Here is a 14,648-nt window from a genome sequence, read left to right as displayed (position 1 = left end):
ATTCCCCCCCGAGGCCGCAAGCCCCGGAGCCCGCCCGCGTGGGGGGGGGTTTTTGGTTTACCCCCGCGCGCGGGCCGCCGGGCCCCCGCCGCGCGCCGCCCCCCCGGCGGCCGGACGGCGGCGCGGGGCTCGGTGGTGCAGTACGGATACTGCTCGCGGGTCAGCGCGAGTAGTACTCGACGACCAGCTGCTCGTCGCAGACGACCGGGACCTCGCGGCGCTGCGGCGCGCGGTCCAGGCGGAAGGCCAGGGCCTTCAGGTTGACCTCGAGGTACTTCGGGGTCTGGCCCTCGCCGGCGTTGCCGCCCTCGCGAGCCACCTGGAAGGGGACCTTCTCCTTGGACTTGTCCTTGACCGTGACGACGTAGCCCGGCTTCATCTGGAACGACGGCTTGTTGACCTTGCTGCCGTTGACCTCGATGTGGCCGTGCACGACCATCTGACGGGCCTGGTAGATGGTGCGGGCGATGCCCGAACGCAGGACCAGGGCGTCGAGACGGGTCTCCAGCAGGGCGACGAGCGCCTCACCGGTCTTGCCCTCGACCTTCTTGGCGGACTCGAAGGCGCGGGCCATCTGCTTCTCGCTGAGGTCGTACTGGGCGCGCAGACGCTGCTTCTCGGTCAGACGGACCTTGTAGTCAGAGTTCTGCTTGCGGCCGCGGCCGTGCTGGCCGGGCGGGTACGGGCGGGCCTCGAAGTACTTGACGGACTTCGGGGTCAGCGGGATGCCCAGGGCACGAGCGATCTTGACCTTGGGGCGCTTCTGGTTCGCCATGGAACCAATACCTCTTTCGGTTTTGCGAATACGGCTTCACCAGGTGTTGACGGAGGCCGCCTCTCGCGACCCGGAGAAAAACCACGCGGGGGTGGTCAGCCGCTCTCCGAGCCGGGCACACATGTGCTTGCACACGATCGGCCCACCGTCCGCTGGGGTGGTGGGCCGATCGCGACACCGAAACCGGTGCACGACGCTCCTGGAGGCCCTCCCGGAGGAGGGGCCTCGTGGCCGGTGCCCCGCTGGTGCGGACGGTCGGCGGGCTCGCGCTCGCCGCCGTGCCCGGGACATGGCACTCCCGCCGAGTATACCGCCGCCGCGGCGGCCCGGATCACTCCCCCCGGAGCCGGCCCCGCGTCCACTCCACGGTGTCCGCGTAGCGGGCCTCGCCGCCGCGCCGGGTCGGGTGGTAGTAGTCCCGGCCGTGCACCGCGTCCGGCGCGTACTGCTGGGCGGCGATGCCCTCGGGCAGGTCGTGCGGGTACTGGTAGCCCTTGCCGTGGCCGAGCTTGCCGGCGCCGCCGTAGTGGGCGTCCCGCAGGTGCGGCGGAACGGGGCCGGCCAGGCCCTGCCGGACGTCGGCGAGCGCGGCGTCGATGGCCAGGTACGCGGCGTTGGACTTGGGCGCCAGCGCCAGCGCGATGGCGGCCTCGGCGAGGATGATCCGTGCCTCCGGGAAGCCGATCATGGCGACCGCCTGGGCCGCTGCGACCGCGGTCGCGAGCGCCGCCTGGTCGGCCAGGCCGACGTCCTCGCTGGCGGAGATCATCAGCCGCCGGGCGATGAACCGCGGGTCCTCCCCCGCCTCGATCATCCGGGCCAGGTAGTGCAGGGTGGCGTCCACGTCGCTGCCGCGGATCGACTTGATCAGGGCGCTGGCCACGTCGTAGTGCTGGTCGCCGTCCTTGTCGTAGCGGACGGCGGCCTGGTCGATCGCGGTCTCAGTGGCGGCGAGGGTGATCTCGCCGGCGCCCTGCTCCAGGGCGGCACCGGCCGCCGCCTCCAGGGTGGTGAGGGCCCGCCGGGCGTCGCCGCCGGCGAGCCGGACGAGGTGGTCCTCGGCCTCCGCGGTCAGCTCGACCGCACCGGCCAGCCCCCGCTCGTCCGCCACCGCTCGGCGCAGCAGGGAGCGGACGTCGTCGTCGGTGAGCGACTCCAGGGTGAGCAGCAGCGAGCGGGAGAGCAGCGGGGAGATCACCGAGAAGTAGGGGTTCTCGGTGGTGGCGGCGATCAGGGTGACCCAGCGGTTCTCCACGGCGGGCAGCAGCGAGTCCTGCTGGGCCTTGGAGAAGCGGTGGATCTCGTCCAGGAAGAGCACGGTCTCGCGGCCGGTCATGCCGACGGCGCGGCGGGCGCCGTCGATCACCGCGCGGACCTCCTTGACGCCCGCGGTGATGGCGGACAGCTCGACGAAGCGGCCCTCGACGGCCTGGCTGATGACGTGCGCCAGGGTGGTCTTGCCGGTGCCGGGCGGGCCCCAGAGGATGACCGAACTGGTGGCCGCCGGGCCCTTGGACCCGGCCACCAGGCGGCGCAGCGGGGAGCCGTCCTTGAGCAGCCGGCGCTGCCCGGCGACCTCCTCCAGCGTCCGGGGGCGCATGCGCACGGCGAGCGGGGCCCGGCCGGGCTCCTTGGTCTGGCGTTCCTCGGCTGCGGCGGTGAAGAGGTCCGGTTCGTCCACGGGCGCAAGGGTATGCGACGGCACCGACGGACCGGACCCGGTAGTTCGAATTTGAACTCAAGGGCGTACGCTGGTTGCTCCCCCCGGCACGAGGAGCCCCGCCATGACCGTCCGCCGCCTGAACCACGCGGTGCTGTGGATCCGCGACGTCGACCGCTCGGTGGCGTTCTACACCGACGTGTTCGGCTTCCGGGTCGACCACCTGATCCCCGGCCGGGCCGCCTTCCTCTCGGCGCCCGGCACGCTCAACGACCACGACCTGGGCCTGTTCGCGATCGGCGCCGGTGCGCCCGGCCCGGAGCAGGGCCGGGTCGGCCTATACCACCTGGCCTGGGAGGTCGGCACGCTCCGCGAGCTCGCGGCGGTCGGCGCCCGGCTGGCCGAGCTGGGCTCGCTGGTCGGCTCCACCGACCACCTGGTCTCCAAGTCCTTCTACGCCAAGGACCCGGACGGCAACGAGTTCGAGCTGATGTGGCGGGTGCCCCGCGAGGACTGGCCGGCCGCCGACTCCGACGCCCGGCCGGGCCCGCTCGACCTGGACGCCTCGCTGGAGCGGTGGGGCCCGGACCTGGCCACCGGCGCCGCGGCCGGCTCGGCGACCTGACCCGCGCCCGGCCGGGCGGCGGGCCGCGGTCAACGCGCCAGGCCCGCCGCGTGGTCGGGGACGTACGTCTGCAGGTGGCGCGGCGGGCGGCGGTAGCCGCGCGGCTCCGGGCGGGGCGGCAGGACGACCTCGCGCGGCTCCACCGCCCGGTACGGCACGGACGACAGCAGATGGGCGATCATGTTGATCCGGGACCGCCGCTTGTCGTCGCTCTCCACCACGTACCAGGGCGACTCGGGGATGTCGGTGTGGGCGAACATCTCGTCCTTGGCCTGCGAGTAGTCCTCCCAGCGGGTGATCGACTCGATGTCCATCGGCGAGAGCTTCCAGCGTCGCATCGGGTCGGCCAGACGGTCCCGGAAGCGCCGCTCCTGCTCGGTGTCGCTCACCGAGAACCAGTACTTGCGCAGCAGGATGCCCGCCTCGGTCAGCATCTGCTCGAACAGCGGCGCCTGGTGCAGGAAGAGCCGGTACTCCTCCTCGGTGCAGAAGCCCATGACGTGCTCCACGCCGGCCCGGTTGTACCAACTGCGGTCGAACAGGACCATCTCGCCGGCGGCGGGCAGGTGCTCGACGTAGCGCTGGAAGTACCACTGGCCGCGCTGGCGCTCGGTCGGGGCGGGCAGCGCGGCGATCCGGGCGATGCGCGGGTTGAGGTACTCGGTGACCCGCTTGATGGCACCGCCCTTGCCGGCCGCGTCGCGGCCCTCGAAGACCACCACCAGCCGGGCGCCCTCGGCGCGCACCCACTCCTGGAGCCGGACGAGTTCCAGTTGGAGCCTGGCGAGCTCCTCCTCGTACGGCTTTCTGCCCAGCCGTCCCCGCTTGGTCTTCTCCGCCACCGCGCCTCCGATCGCCGCCGGGCTCCCACGGTACGGGTGACGGCGGGTCACCGCAGTCCGTACCGGCCGGACGGAGGCCGGGCGGCTGGCGGCGGGAGGGCGGCGGGAGGGCGGGGAAATGGAAGGCACCGGCAGCCCCCTGCACTGCCGGTGCCCGTCCCCCGTGATCGGGCGGTCCACTCTGGCGCAACCCCGGCGGGGCGGTCCAATCACCCGGTCCATAACCTGTCGGCATGGATATCGACACCCGGCTGCTGCGGTACTTCGCGGCGGTCTACGAGGAGGGCCAGCTGACCGCGGCCGCCGCCCGGCTCGTCGTGTCGCAGCCGACGCTCACCAAGCAGGTCCGCCAGCTGGAGACGGTGCTCGGGGTGGAGCTGTTCGAGCGGTCCCGGGCCGGTATGACGCCCACCCCGGCCGGGCACGAACTGGCGGCCCGGGTGCCGGCCCTGCTGACCGCCTGGGAGCAGGCGCTGCGGGCGACCCGGCAGACCGCGACGCTGGGCAGCGGGACGCTCCGGGTCGGCTTCGAGGGGGCCACCATCAACCTGGTGGGGCTGGCGACCGTGGAGGCCTTCGGCCGGCACATGCCCGGCTGGCGGGTGGAGCTGCGGCAGAACAACTGGTTCGACTCCAGCTCCGGGCTCGCCTCCGGGGAGATCGACCTGGCGCTGTGGCACGCACCGCCGGGGGTGCTGGACGGCATGTACAACTGCGCCCCGCTGGGCGTGGAGGAGCGCTGGGTCGCCCTGCCGACCGGTCACCGGCTCGCCGGGAGGGACGAGTTGGACCTCGTCGAACTCCTGGACGAGGCGTTCGTGGCCATCCCGCGGGAGGCCGGCTTCTGGCGCGACTACTGGCTCGGCGTCGAGGAGCGCCGGGGGCACCCGGTGCGGATCGGCGCGGTGGCGCACAACCCGGACGAGTGGGCGACGGCGGTGGCCTGCGGCCAGGGCATCGGGTTCGCCCCGGCCACGATCGGCCGCCTCTCGCAGCGCGCCGGGGTGGTCTACCGGCCGGTGCGGGGGCTGAGCCCGAGCCGGGTCGGGCTGTACTGGCCGGCCGGCCGGCTGCTCACCCGGGCCGCGGAGGCCTTCGTGCGCAGCTGCCGGGAGACGGTCGCGGTCGGCGGGCGGGTCGGGCCCACCGGTCCCGCCGTTCAGACCCCGTCGAACGGGGCCGGGTAGCGGCACAGCCCGTTCGGGGTGCCGTCGTACCCGGTCAGCGGCAGCACCTGGAAGCACTCGTCGCTGACCTCGTAGGGGCCGGAGATCCGGTGCTGGGAGGCCGGGGTGAAGCCGAACCGGCCGTAGTAGCCCGGGTCGCCGAGGACGACCACGAGGCGCTCGCCGGCCTGCTCGGCCGCCTCGATCGCGGCGCGCACCACCAGCGCGCCGACGCCCTTGCGCTGCCACTCCGGTGCGACGGCGACCGGGGCGAGCGCCAGCCCCCATCCGTCGCCGACCTGAAGGCGCGTCAAGAGTGCGTGGGCGAGGACGAGTTCGGTGCTGTCGACGGCCACCAGGGAGAGCTCGGGGAGCCAGGCGGGGTCGCGGCGGAGCGCGTCCACCAGGTCGGCCTCGTCCGGTCCGGGGAAGGCAGCCATGTGCACCCGCCGGGTCGCGGGGGCGTCCGAGGGCAGCTCGACTCTGGTACGCACGGCCATGGTGGGAAGACCCTTCTGTTGTCGCACGCCGCTGTGGACAGGCCCCGGACAGTGCCGACTCGCACTGTCCGGGGCCGGGAAAGGTTAGCCGACCGAGGTCACGCCTTGGGCTCGGCCTCGGACTTCGCCTCGGACTTCGGCTTGGCGTCGACGCCCGCCTCGCGGCGCTGCGCCGGGGTGATCGGGGTGGGGGCGCCGGTCAGCGGGTCGCCGCCGGTGGACGTCTTCGGGAAGGCGATGACGTCCCGGATGGTGTCGTACCCGCCCAGCAGCGTCACCACGCGGTCCAGGCCGAAGGCGACACCGCCGTGCGGCGGCGGGCCGTAGTTGAACGCGTCGAGCAGGAAGCCGAACTGCGAGGCCGCCTCCTCCTCGGAGAGGCCGATCGCGTCGAACGCCCGCTTCTGCACGTCGCGCTGGTGGATACGGATCGAACCGCCGCCCAGCTCCGAGCCGTTGAGCACCAGGTCGTAGGCGTTGGAGAGCGCGGCACCCGGGTCGGTGTCGAAGGTCGCCAGCGACTCCGCGGTGGGCGCGGTGAACGGGTGGTGCACCGCGTGCCAGCCCTGGAACTCGCCCTTGTCGTCCTCGATCGGCTCGAACATCGGGAAGTCTACGACCCAGAGGAAGGCCCACTTCGACTCGTCGATGAGCTCGCAGCGGCGGCCGATCTCCAGCCGGGCCGCGCCGAGCAGCTCCTGCGAGGCGGTCTTCTTGCCGGCCGCGAAGAACACCGCGTCGCCCGGCTTGGCACCGGCCGCGGCGGCCAGGCCCGCCAGGTGCTCCTCGGAGAGGTTCTTGGCCACCGGGCCGCGCAGCTCGCCGGTCTCGGCGTCCACCAGGACGTAGGCGAGGCCGCGGGCGCCGCGCGCCTTGGCCCAGTCCTGCCAGGCGTCCAGCTGCTTGCGGGGCTGCGAGGCGCCGCCGGGCATGACCACCGCGCCGACGTACGGCGCCTGGAAGACGCGGAACTCGGTGCCCTTGAAGTACTCGGTGAGGTCGGTGAGTTCCTGGCCGAAGCGGACGTCCGGCTTGTCCGAGCCGTAGCGGGACATCGCGTCCGCGTAGCTCATCCGCGGCAGCGGGTTCGGGATCTCGTAGCCGTGCACCTCGCGCCAGATCGCGCCGATGACCTTCTCGCCGAGGGCCAGGATGTCCTCCTGGTCGACGAACGAGGCCTCGATGTCGAGCTGGGTGAACTCCGGCTGCCGGTCGGCGCGGAAGTCCTCGTCGCGGAAGCAGCGGGCGATCTGGTAGTAGCGCTCCATGCCGGCCACCATGAGCAGCTGCTTGAACAGCTGCGGCGACTGCGGGAGGGCATACCAGGAGCCCGGCTGCAGGCGGACCGGGACGAGGAAGTCGCGGGCGCCCTCGGGGGTGGAGCGGGTGAGGTACGGCGTCTCGATGTCGAGGTAGTCGTTCTCCTCCATCACCCGGCGGATGATGTTGTTGACCTTCGAGCGCAGGCGCAGCGCGCGGGCCGGGCCCTCGCGGCGCAGGTCCAGGTAGCGGTAGCGCAGCCGGACCTCCTCGTTGACCGTGCCGGGCTCGTACTCGGCGACCGGGAACGGGACGGGGGCGGCCTCGGAGAGCACCTCGATCGCGCTGACGACCACCTCGACGGCGCCGGTGGCGATGTCGGGGTTCTCGTTGCCCTCGGGGCGGACCCGGACCTCGCCGACGACCTTGACGCAGTACTCGGCGCGCAGGCCGTGCACCGAGTCGAGGTCGCGGACGACGATCTGCACGGTGCCGGAGGCGTCGCGCAGGTCGATGAACGCCACGCCGCCGTGGTCGCGGCGGCGGGCGACCCAGCCCGCCAGGGTGACGGTCGTTCCGGCGTGCTCCGCGCGGAGCGTGCCCGCGTCGTGCGTGCGGATCACAGCTGCTTCTCCTTCAGGGTGGATACGAGTGCTTCCAGTGCGACGGGGACCTGCTCGCCGGTGGTCATGTCCTTGAGCTGGACGACACCGGCGGCGAGATCTCGGTCCCCGGCGATCAGCGCGAAGCGGGCGCCGGAGCGGTCTGCGGACTTCATGGCGTTCTTGATGCTCTTGACGCCGAAGGCGAGGTCAGTGGCGACGCCGGCCCGGCGCAGCTCGACCACCTTGGCGAAGAGCACGTTCTTGGCCTCCTCGCCGAGCGCGACGGCGTAGACGGCGGTGGCGGAGGGCAGGTCGAGGACGATGCCCTCGGCCTCCATCGCGAGGTAGGTGCGGTCCACGCCGAGGGCCCAGCCGACGGAGGGCAGCGCCGGTCCGCCGATCATCTCGGAGAGGCCGTCGTAGCGGCCGCCGCCGCCGACCGCGGACTGCGCGCCGAGGCCGTTGTGCACGAACTCGAAGGTGGTGCGGGTGTAGTAGTCCAGCCCGCGGACCAGCTTGGGGTCGTCGGTGAAGGCCACGCCGTTGGCGGTGAGCAGCGCGCGGACCTGCTCGTCGTACGCCTTGCAGTCCTCGCAGAGGAAGTCCCGCAGCATCGGCGCGCCGGTGAGCTGGGCCTGGACGGACTCGCGCTTGTCGTCGAGGACGCGCAGCGGGTTGATCTCCGCGCGGCGGCGGGTGTCCTCCTCGAGGTCGAGGCCGGCCAGGAACTCGATCAGGGCGGCGCGGTAGATCGGGCGGCACTGCTTGTCGCCGAGGCTGTTGAGCAGCAGCGTGTAGTCGCGCAGGCCCAGCGAGCGGAAGGCGTCGTCGGCCAGGATGATCAGCTCGGCGTCCAGCGCCGGGTCCTCCGCGCCGATCGCCTCGGCGCCGACCTGGGCGAACTGGCGGTAGCGGCCGGCCTGCGGGCGCTCGTAGCGGTAGTAGGAGCCGGAGTACCAGAGCTTGACCGGCAGGTTGCCGAGCTTGTGCAGGTTGGCCTGGAGCGCGGCGCGCAGCACCGAGGCGGTGCCCTCGGGGCGCAGCGCGAGGTCCTCCTTGCCGCGCTGCGTCAGCGAGAACATCTCCTTGGTGACGATGTCGGTGGACTCGCCGACACCGCGGGAGAAGAGCTTGACGTCCTCGAAGACCGGGGTCTCGATGTAGCCGTAGCCGGCGCGGCGGGCCGGCGCGGCCAGGCGCTCGCGGATCGCCAGGTAGGTCGCGGAGCTGGGCGGCAGCAGGTCGTAGGTGCCCTTGGGGGCGCTGAAGGTGCTCAACGTCGTCTTCCGTCACATTCCTCGTCGCGGGAAGGCTGTGCTCCCGGCGGAGCCGGCGCCCACCGCCGCCTGCTGGAGGTAGGGGTTGGTGGCGCGCTCACGGCCGATGGTGGTCTGGGCGCCGTGGCCGGAGAGGACCACGGTCGCGTCGTCGAGGGGCAGGCACACCCGGGCCAGCGAGTCCATGATCGCCGTGCTGTCGCCGCCGGGGAGGTCCGTGCGCCCGATGGAGCCGGCGAACAGCAGGTCGCCCGAGAACAGCACCGGCGGGATGTCGTCGGCGGAGGGCGTCCGGAAGGTCACCGACCCCCTGGTATGGCCGGGCGCGTGGTCGACGGTGAGCTCCAGGCCGGCCAGCTCCAGGACGGCGCAGTCCTTCAGCTCGCGGACGTCGTCCGGCTCGCCGACGGTGATCGAGCCCATGATCTGCTGCCCGAGCGAGCGGCCCAGGCCGCGGGCCGGGTCGGCCATCATGTAGCGGTCCTCGGGGTGGATCCAGGCCGGTACGCCGCGGGCGCCGCAGACCGGGACCACGGAGGCGATGTGGTCGATGTGCCCGTGCGTGAGCAGCACCGCGACGGGCTTCAGCCGGTGCTCGCGGATCAGCTCCTCGACGCCCTGCGCGGCCTCGTGGCCGGGGTCGACGATCACGCACTCCTCGCCGGCGGCCGGAGCGACCAGGTAGCAGTTGGTGCCCCAGGCTCCGGCGGGAAATCCGGCGACGAACACGCGATTCCTTACTCTCGGTCGGGTAGGCGGGGTCCGCGATGTCACCGCCTGGTCACACCGCAGCCTACCGGCGGCACGGCACCGGGAGCGAACCAGATAGGGGTGGCGCCGCCCGGGCGGTCCGGCCGGTTCTCATCTCCGCTTCATCTCGTACTGACGCACGATGTCCTTACACTTGGCCGCCGGTGGGTGCGATGATCCGCACCGGAACCCATGACCCGCTCATCAGCAGTAGGAGAGACGCTCGGTGGTCAGCAGCGAACAGCGGCGGCGGCAGCTCGCCCGGGAGAAGTACGAGCGGCAGATGGAGCGCCGTGCCGAGGCCGATCGCAAGCGCAAGCAGCGCAACGTCCTGGTCGGTTCGGTGACCGCGGTCGTGGTGCTGGCGGCCGGCGGCGCCTGGGCCGGCGGGCTCTTCGACTCGTCCAAGAAGTCCGGCGCCCAGGCGGCGCCGACGGCGGCGGCCACCCCGACCGCGACGGCCGCGCCGGTCAAGGGCTGCAACGCGCCCGCCGCCGGGCAGCCGAACGGCAAGCAGTTCAAGGCCGAGCCGGCGATGTCGATCGACACCAAGGCGAACTACACCATGTCGCTGGACACCAGCTGCGGCAAGGTCACCATCTCGCTGGACGCCGCCAAGGCGCCGCACACCGTGAACTCGTTCGTCTACCTGGCCGGCCAGCAGTACTTCGACCACACGAAGTGCCACCGCCTCACCACCGAGGGCATCTACGTCCTGCAGTGCGGCGACCCGACCGGCACCGGTTCGGGCGGCCCGGGCTACCAGTTCGCCGACGAGAACCTGAGCGGCGCGACCTACCCGGCGGGCACCGTCGCGATGGCCAACGCGGGCGCGGGCACCAACGGCAGCCAGTTCTTCCTGGTCTACAAGGACACCCAGCTCCCCCCGAACTACACCCCGTTCGGGAAGATCACCGGCGGCCTGGACGTGCTGCAGAACATCGCGGGCGGCGGCGTCCAGGGCGGCACCGGCGACGGCGCCCCGAACGCCAACGTCGTGCTCAACTCGGTCACCACGGCCAAGGGTTGATCCGTCCGGCCAGTGCGCCCCGGGCCGCCGGCCGCGGCCCGGGGCGCAGCACGCCGGAAATCGACCGGCCCGGATGCGGACAGCACCGACGCTGGTCGCCTATGTTGCTGTTGTATAGGGTGCCCTGACCGTCGGCCGTCACCCTCGGCAGCTCTCGGCGGTGTGGACGGCGGACTCGAGTCCGCCGCGAATTCAACTGTGGACGACGTACCCCGCACCGCCGGCGCGGTCGGGACGTCATGTGGAGGAGGCGCTGTGAGCAGCGACCCGTGGGGCCGTGTCGACGAGCAGGGGACCGTGTACGTCAGGACGGCCGAGGGCGAACGCGTCGTCGGCTCCTGGCAGGCGGGCTCCCCGGAGGAGGCCCTCGCCTACTTCGAGCGCAAGTACCAGGGTCTGGAGGCCGAGATCGGCCTGCTGGAGCACCGGGTCCGCAAGACCGACCTGGCCGCCAAGGAGGCCCAGGTCGCCCTGGACCACCTGCGGGCGCAGGTGACCGAGGCGCACGCCGTCGGCGACCTGGACGCGCTCGCCAAGCGCCTCGACACGCTGGCCGGCGAGATCGAGAGCCGGCAGACCGAGCGCCGGGCCGCCCGGGCCAAGGCCCAGGAGGAGACCCGCGCCGCCAAGGAGGCGCTCGTCGCCGAGGCCGAGCAGCTCGCCGAGTCGACCCAGTGGCGGGAGGCCGGCGACCGGCTGCGCGCCCTGGTGGACACCTGGAAGGGCCTGCCGCGCCTGGACCGCAAGAGCGACGACGAGCTCTGGCACCGGTTCTCGCACGCCCGCTCGGTGTTCTCCAAGCACCGCAAGTCGCACTTCGCGGCGCTCGACAACGAGCGGGAGCACGCCCGGGAGACCAAGGAGAAGCTGGTCGCCGAGGCCGAGGCGCTGTCCGGCTCCACCGAGTGGGGCGACACCGCGGCCCGCTACCGCGACCTGATGGCGCAGTGGAAGGCCGCCGGCCGGGCGCAGCGGGACGCGGAGGAGGAGCTCTGGGCGCGGTTCCGCGGCGCGCAGGACGTCTTCTTCCAGGCCCGGTCCGCCGCGTTCAGCGAGCGGGACGCCGAGCAGGGCGAGAACCAGAAGCTCAAGGAGGCCCTGCTGGTCGAGGCCGAGGCGATCCTGCCGGTCACCGACCTGCGGGCCGCCAAGGCGGCGCTGCGCGGCGTCAACGAGCGGTGGGAGGCCATCGGCCACGTGCCGCGTGCCGCGCGCGGCCAGCTGGACGGCCGGCTGAACGCCGTCGAGCGGGCGGTTCGCGAGGCCGAGGAGGCCGAGTGGCAGCGCACCAACCCGGAGGCCAAGGCCCGTGCGGCCGGCATGACCGGGCTGCTCCAGCAGGCCGTGGACAAGCTCCGCGCCGATCTGGAGAAGGCCCGCACCGCCGGCAACGCCGGCAAGGTCGCCAAGCTGGAGAACGAGCTGGCCGGCCGTGAGGCGCTGCTGGAGCAGGCCCAGAAGAGCCTGCAGGAGTTCAGCGGCTGACGCGGCGCGCCGCGCCGTACGGACCCGGGGCCCCCTCGCACGTCGAGGGGGCCCCGCCGCGTGTGGCGGGGCCCCTCGGCGCGCGGCTACTTCTTGGCCGAGGTGACGCGGTAGACGTCGTACACGCCCTCGACGCCGCGGACGGCCTTCAGGACGTGGCCGAGGTGCTTCGGGTCGCCCATCTCGAAGGTGAAGCGGCTCATCGCCACCCGGTCGCGCGAGGTCTGCACCGCCGCGGACAGGATGTTGACGTGCTGGTCGGACAGGACCCGGGTGACGTCGGACAGCAGCCGGGAGCGGTCCAGTGCCTCCACCTGGATGGCGACCAGGAAGACCGAGGACTGGGTGGCCGCCCACTCGACCTCGATCATCCGCTCCGGCTGGTGCGACAGCGCCTCGACGTTGACGCAGTCCGAGCGGTGGATGGAGACCCCGTTGCCGCGGGTCACGAAGCCGACGATCGGGTCGCCGGGCACCGGGGTGCAGCACCGCGACAGCTTGACCCAGAGGTCCTCGACGCCCTTGACGATCACACCCGGGTCGCCCTTGGCGCGGCGGCGCAGCGAGCGGCTCTGGTGGGTCGGGGTGGCCGTCTCGGCGAGGTCCTCGGTGGCGCCCTCCTCGCCGCCGAGCGCCTGCACCAGCTTCTGCACGATGGACTGCGCCGCGACGTGGCCCTCGCCGATCGCGGCGTAGAGCGAGGAGATGTCGGGGTAGCGCATCTCGTGCGCGAGGGTGACCAGCGAGTCGCCGGTGAGGATGCGCTGGATCGGCAGGCCCTGCTTGCGCATCGCCCGGGCGATGGCCTCCTTGCCCTGCTCGATCGCCTCCTCGCGGCGCTCCTTGGAGAACCAGGCGCGGATCTTGTTGCGGGCGCGCGGCGACTTGACGAAGGTCAGCCAGTCCCGGGAGGGGCCGGCGTTCTCCGCCTTGGAGGTGAAGACCTCCACGGTGTCGCCGTTCTCCAGCTCCGACTCCAGCGGCACCAGGCGGCCGTTGACCCGGGCGCCGATGCAGCGGTAGCCGACCTCGGTGTGCACCGCGAAGGCGAAGTCCACCGGGGTGGCCTTCGCGGGCAGCGCTATCACGTCGCCCTTGGGGGTGAAGACGAAGACCTCGTTGCTGGAGAGGTCGAAGCGCAGCGACTCCAGGAACTCGCTCGGGTCCTCGGTCTCCTTCTGCCAGTCGAGCAGCTGGCGCAGCCAGGCCATCTCGTTGACCGCGTCGGCCTTGTCGTGCTTCCGCGCGGAGGCCGGGGTGTCGGTGCGGACCTTGGAGGTGCCGGCCACCGCCCGCTGCTTGTACTTCCAGTGCGCGGCGATGCCGTACTCGGCGCGGCGGTGCATGTCGAAGGTGCGGATCTGCAGTTCGACCGGCTTGCCGCCGGGACCGATGACCGTCGTGTGCAGCGACTGGTACATGTTGAACTTGGGCATCGCGATGTAGTCCTTGAACCGCCCCGGCACCGGGTTCCACCGTGCGTGGATGGTGCCCAGCGCCGCGTAGCAGTCGCGGACGGTGTCGACGAGGACCCGGATGCCCACCAGGTCGTAGATCTCCGCGAAGTCGCGGCCCCGCACGATCATCTTCTGGTAGACCGAGTAGTAGTGCTTCGGCCGGCCGGTGGTCTGGGCGGTGATCCGCGCGCCGCGCAGGTCGCCCTGGACCTGGTCGATGACGGTCGCGAGGTACTCGTCCCGCTTGGGGGCGCGCTCGGCGACCAGGCGCACGATCTCGTCGTACATCTTGGGGTAGAGGATCGCGAAGGCGAGGTCCTCCAGCTCCCACTTGATGGTGTTCATGCCCAGCCGGTGCGCCAGCGGGGCGTAGATCTCCAGCGTCTCGCGGGCCTTCTTCTCCTGCTTCTCCCGCTTGAGGTAGCGCATGGTGCGCATGTTGTGCAGGCGGTCGGCCAGCTTGATGACCAGCACCCGCGGGTCCTTGGCCATCGCGACGACCATCTTGCGCACGGTCTCGGCCTGCGCGGCCTCGCCGAACTTGACCCGGTCCAGCTTGGTCACGCCGTCGACCAGCAGCGCCACCGAGTCGCCGAAGTCGCGGCGCAGCGTCTCCAGCCCGTAGTCGGTGTCCTCGACGGTGTCGTGGAGCAGCCCCGCCATCAGGGTGGGGGCGTCCATGCCGAGCTCGGCAAGGATGGTGGCCACGGCCAGCGGATGGGTGATGTACGGGTCGCCGCTCTTGCGCTTCTGCCCGCGGTGCCACTTCTCGGCGACCGCGTAGGCCCGCTCGATGTCCTTGAGCAGGACGGGGTCGGCCTTCGGGTCCTGCGCCCGGATCGTCCGGAACAGCGGCTCCAGGACGGGGTTCACGGCCGTACTGCGCTGGCCGCCGAGCCGGGCAAGGCGGGCGCGCATGCCGCCGGGCGAGGGGCGGTGGACCGACGGCGACGGCGCCGGCCGTGCCGGGGAGGATCCGGAGGGCGTCGGGCGGCTCTCGGGACCTGCGGCCTCTGCCGTGGGCACAACCTCGTCGGGCAAGGACACTCCTCGGGGGCGCGGGGCCGTTCCCCTCGGACGGGCGGTCGCGCCATCGGTCGCACCCGCCGGTCGCACAACCGGGAGGGGATGAATCTTCATGGTACCGAGAGTGCGGCCCGGCTGGTCGGCCGCCCGGCGGGCGACCGGCGCACACGGCCGCGGGCGGCGGCCGGAG

At 72.4% G+C, this 14,648-nt stretch carries 12 protein-coding genes; 4 read left to right on the top strand and 8 right to left on the bottom strand.

The genetic code is table 11. The features are described 5' to 3' along the window. Window positions 1–160: 160 nt before the first annotated feature. Both rpsD and ACFV0G_RS19970 read right to left on the bottom strand, forming a co-directional pair. Window positions 161–775 (bottom strand): 30S ribosomal protein S4, encoded by a 615-nt coding sequence (rpsD, locus tag ACFV0G_RS19975; RefSeq protein WP_380549203.1) that lies wholly within the window; start codon window positions 773–775, stop codon window positions 161–163. 331 nt (window positions 776–1,106) lie between these two features. Next, the gene (locus tag ACFV0G_RS19970) at window positions 1,107–2,456 is read right to left on the bottom strand and encodes a replication-associated recombination protein A (RefSeq protein WP_380549200.1); all 1,350 of its coding nucleotides are present in this window, start codon (window positions 2,454–2,456) and stop codon (window positions 1,107–1,109) included. 103 nt (window positions 2,457–2,559) lie between these two features. Here ACFV0G_RS19970 and ACFV0G_RS19965 point away from each other — a divergent pair, with 103 nt between their 5' ends. Beyond that, window positions 2,560–3,060: a VOC family protein gene (locus ACFV0G_RS19965; protein WP_380549197.1), complete on the top strand. Its 501-nt coding sequence runs from the start codon at window positions 2,560–2,562 to the stop codon at window positions 3,058–3,060. A gap of 29 nt (window positions 3,061–3,089) precedes the next feature. Here the strand turns inward: ACFV0G_RS19965 and ppk2 are convergent, their stop codons facing one another. After that, window positions 3,090–3,902: a polyphosphate kinase 2 gene (gene ppk2 / locus ACFV0G_RS19960; protein ID WP_380549194.1), complete on the bottom strand. Its 813-nt coding sequence runs from the start codon at window positions 3,900–3,902 to the stop codon at window positions 3,090–3,092. A gap of 233 nt (window positions 3,903–4,135) precedes the next feature. On the opposite strand from ppk2, the gene ACFV0G_RS19955 reads away from it, so the two are divergent. Further along, window positions 4,136–5,089, top strand: a complete 954-nt coding sequence (locus ACFV0G_RS19955) for a LysR family transcriptional regulator (RefSeq protein WP_380549191.1) — start codon at window positions 4,136–4,138, stop codon at window positions 5,087–5,089. On the opposite strand, the gene ACFV0G_RS19950 is transcribed toward ACFV0G_RS19955, so the two are convergent. The 4 genes from ACFV0G_RS19950 to ACFV0G_RS19935 all read right to left on the bottom strand — a co-directional run bounded on the left by ACFV0G_RS19950 (window position 5,062) and on the right by ACFV0G_RS19935 (window position 9,439). Beyond that, the gene (locus tag ACFV0G_RS19950; RefSeq protein ID WP_380549188.1) at window positions 5,062–5,568 is read right to left on the bottom strand and encodes a GNAT family N-acetyltransferase; all 507 of its coding nucleotides are present in this window, start codon (window positions 5,566–5,568) and stop codon (window positions 5,062–5,064) included. The genes ACFV0G_RS19955 and ACFV0G_RS19950 overlap by 28 nt on opposite strands. A 98-nt stretch (window positions 5,569–5,666) precedes the next feature. Continuing rightward, window positions 5,667–7,451 (bottom strand): aspartate--tRNA ligase, encoded by a 1,785-nt coding sequence (gene aspS / locus ACFV0G_RS19945; protein ID WP_380549185.1) that lies wholly within the window; start codon window positions 7,449–7,451, stop codon window positions 5,667–5,669. Next, entirely contained in the window at window positions 7,448–8,710 is a 1,263-nt protein-coding gene (gene hisS, locus ACFV0G_RS19940) for a histidine--tRNA ligase (protein ID WP_380549182.1), read from the bottom strand. The genes aspS and hisS overlap by 4 nt, the downstream gene beginning before the upstream one ends. Window positions 8,711–8,722: 12 nt before the next feature. Next, window positions 8,723–9,439, bottom strand: a complete 717-nt coding sequence (locus tag ACFV0G_RS19935) for an MBL fold metallo-hydrolase (protein WP_380549179.1) — start codon at window positions 9,437–9,439, stop codon at window positions 8,723–8,725. Between the two features lie 247 nt (window positions 9,440–9,686). Between ACFV0G_RS19935 and ACFV0G_RS19930 the strand changes: the two genes are divergently transcribed. Together ACFV0G_RS19930 and ACFV0G_RS19925 are read left to right on the top strand one after the other, a co-directional pair. Continuing rightward, window positions 9,687–10,490, top strand: a complete 804-nt coding sequence (locus ACFV0G_RS19930) for a peptidylprolyl isomerase (RefSeq protein WP_380549176.1) — start codon at window positions 9,687–9,689, stop codon at window positions 10,488–10,490. Between the two features lie 255 nt (window positions 10,491–10,745). After that, complete coding sequence (locus ACFV0G_RS19925) at window positions 10,746–11,975, top strand: DUF349 domain-containing protein (RefSeq protein WP_380549173.1); 1,230 nt, start codon at window positions 10,746–10,748, stop codon at window positions 11,973–11,975. An 86-nt stretch (window positions 11,976–12,061) separates the two neighbouring features. On the opposite strand, the gene ACFV0G_RS19920 is transcribed toward ACFV0G_RS19925, so the two are convergent. Next, the gene (locus ACFV0G_RS19920; protein WP_380549170.1) at window positions 12,062–14,572 is read right to left on the bottom strand and encodes a RelA/SpoT family protein; all 2,511 of its coding nucleotides are present in this window, start codon (window positions 14,570–14,572) and stop codon (window positions 12,062–12,064) included. Window positions 14,573–14,648 lie beyond the last annotated feature (76 nt).

It is taken from the genome of Kitasatospora sp. NPDC059571, from assembly GCF_042735675.1.
In the GTDB taxonomy this organism is placed as follows: domain Bacteria; phylum Actinomycetota; class Actinomycetes; order Streptomycetales; family Streptomycetaceae; genus Kitasatospora.
This window is presented reverse-complemented; position numbering and strand designations above follow the sequence as displayed.

What these genes read in the sequence shown, in the direction of transcription:
- ACFV0G_RS19955 (WP_380549191.1), top strand. Translation starts at nt 4,136, where the DNA reads ATGGATATCGACACCCGGCTGCTGCGGTACTTCGCGGCGGTCTACGAG.
- ACFV0G_RS19920 (WP_380549170.1), bottom strand. Translation starts at nt 14,572, where the DNA reads ATGAAGATTCATCCCCTCCCGGTTGTGCGACCGGCGGGTGCGACCGAT.
- rpsD (WP_380549203.1), bottom strand. Translation starts at nt 775, where the DNA reads ATGGCGAACCAGAAGCGCCCCAAGGTCAAGATCGCTCGTGCCCTGGGC.
- ACFV0G_RS19965 (WP_380549197.1), top strand. Translation starts at nt 2,560, where the DNA reads ATGACCGTCCGCCGCCTGAACCACGCGGTGCTGTGGATCCGCGACGTC.
- ACFV0G_RS19950 (WP_380549188.1), bottom strand. Translation starts at nt 5,568, where the DNA reads ATGGCCGTGCGTACCAGAGTCGAGCTGCCCTCGGACGCCCCCGCGACC.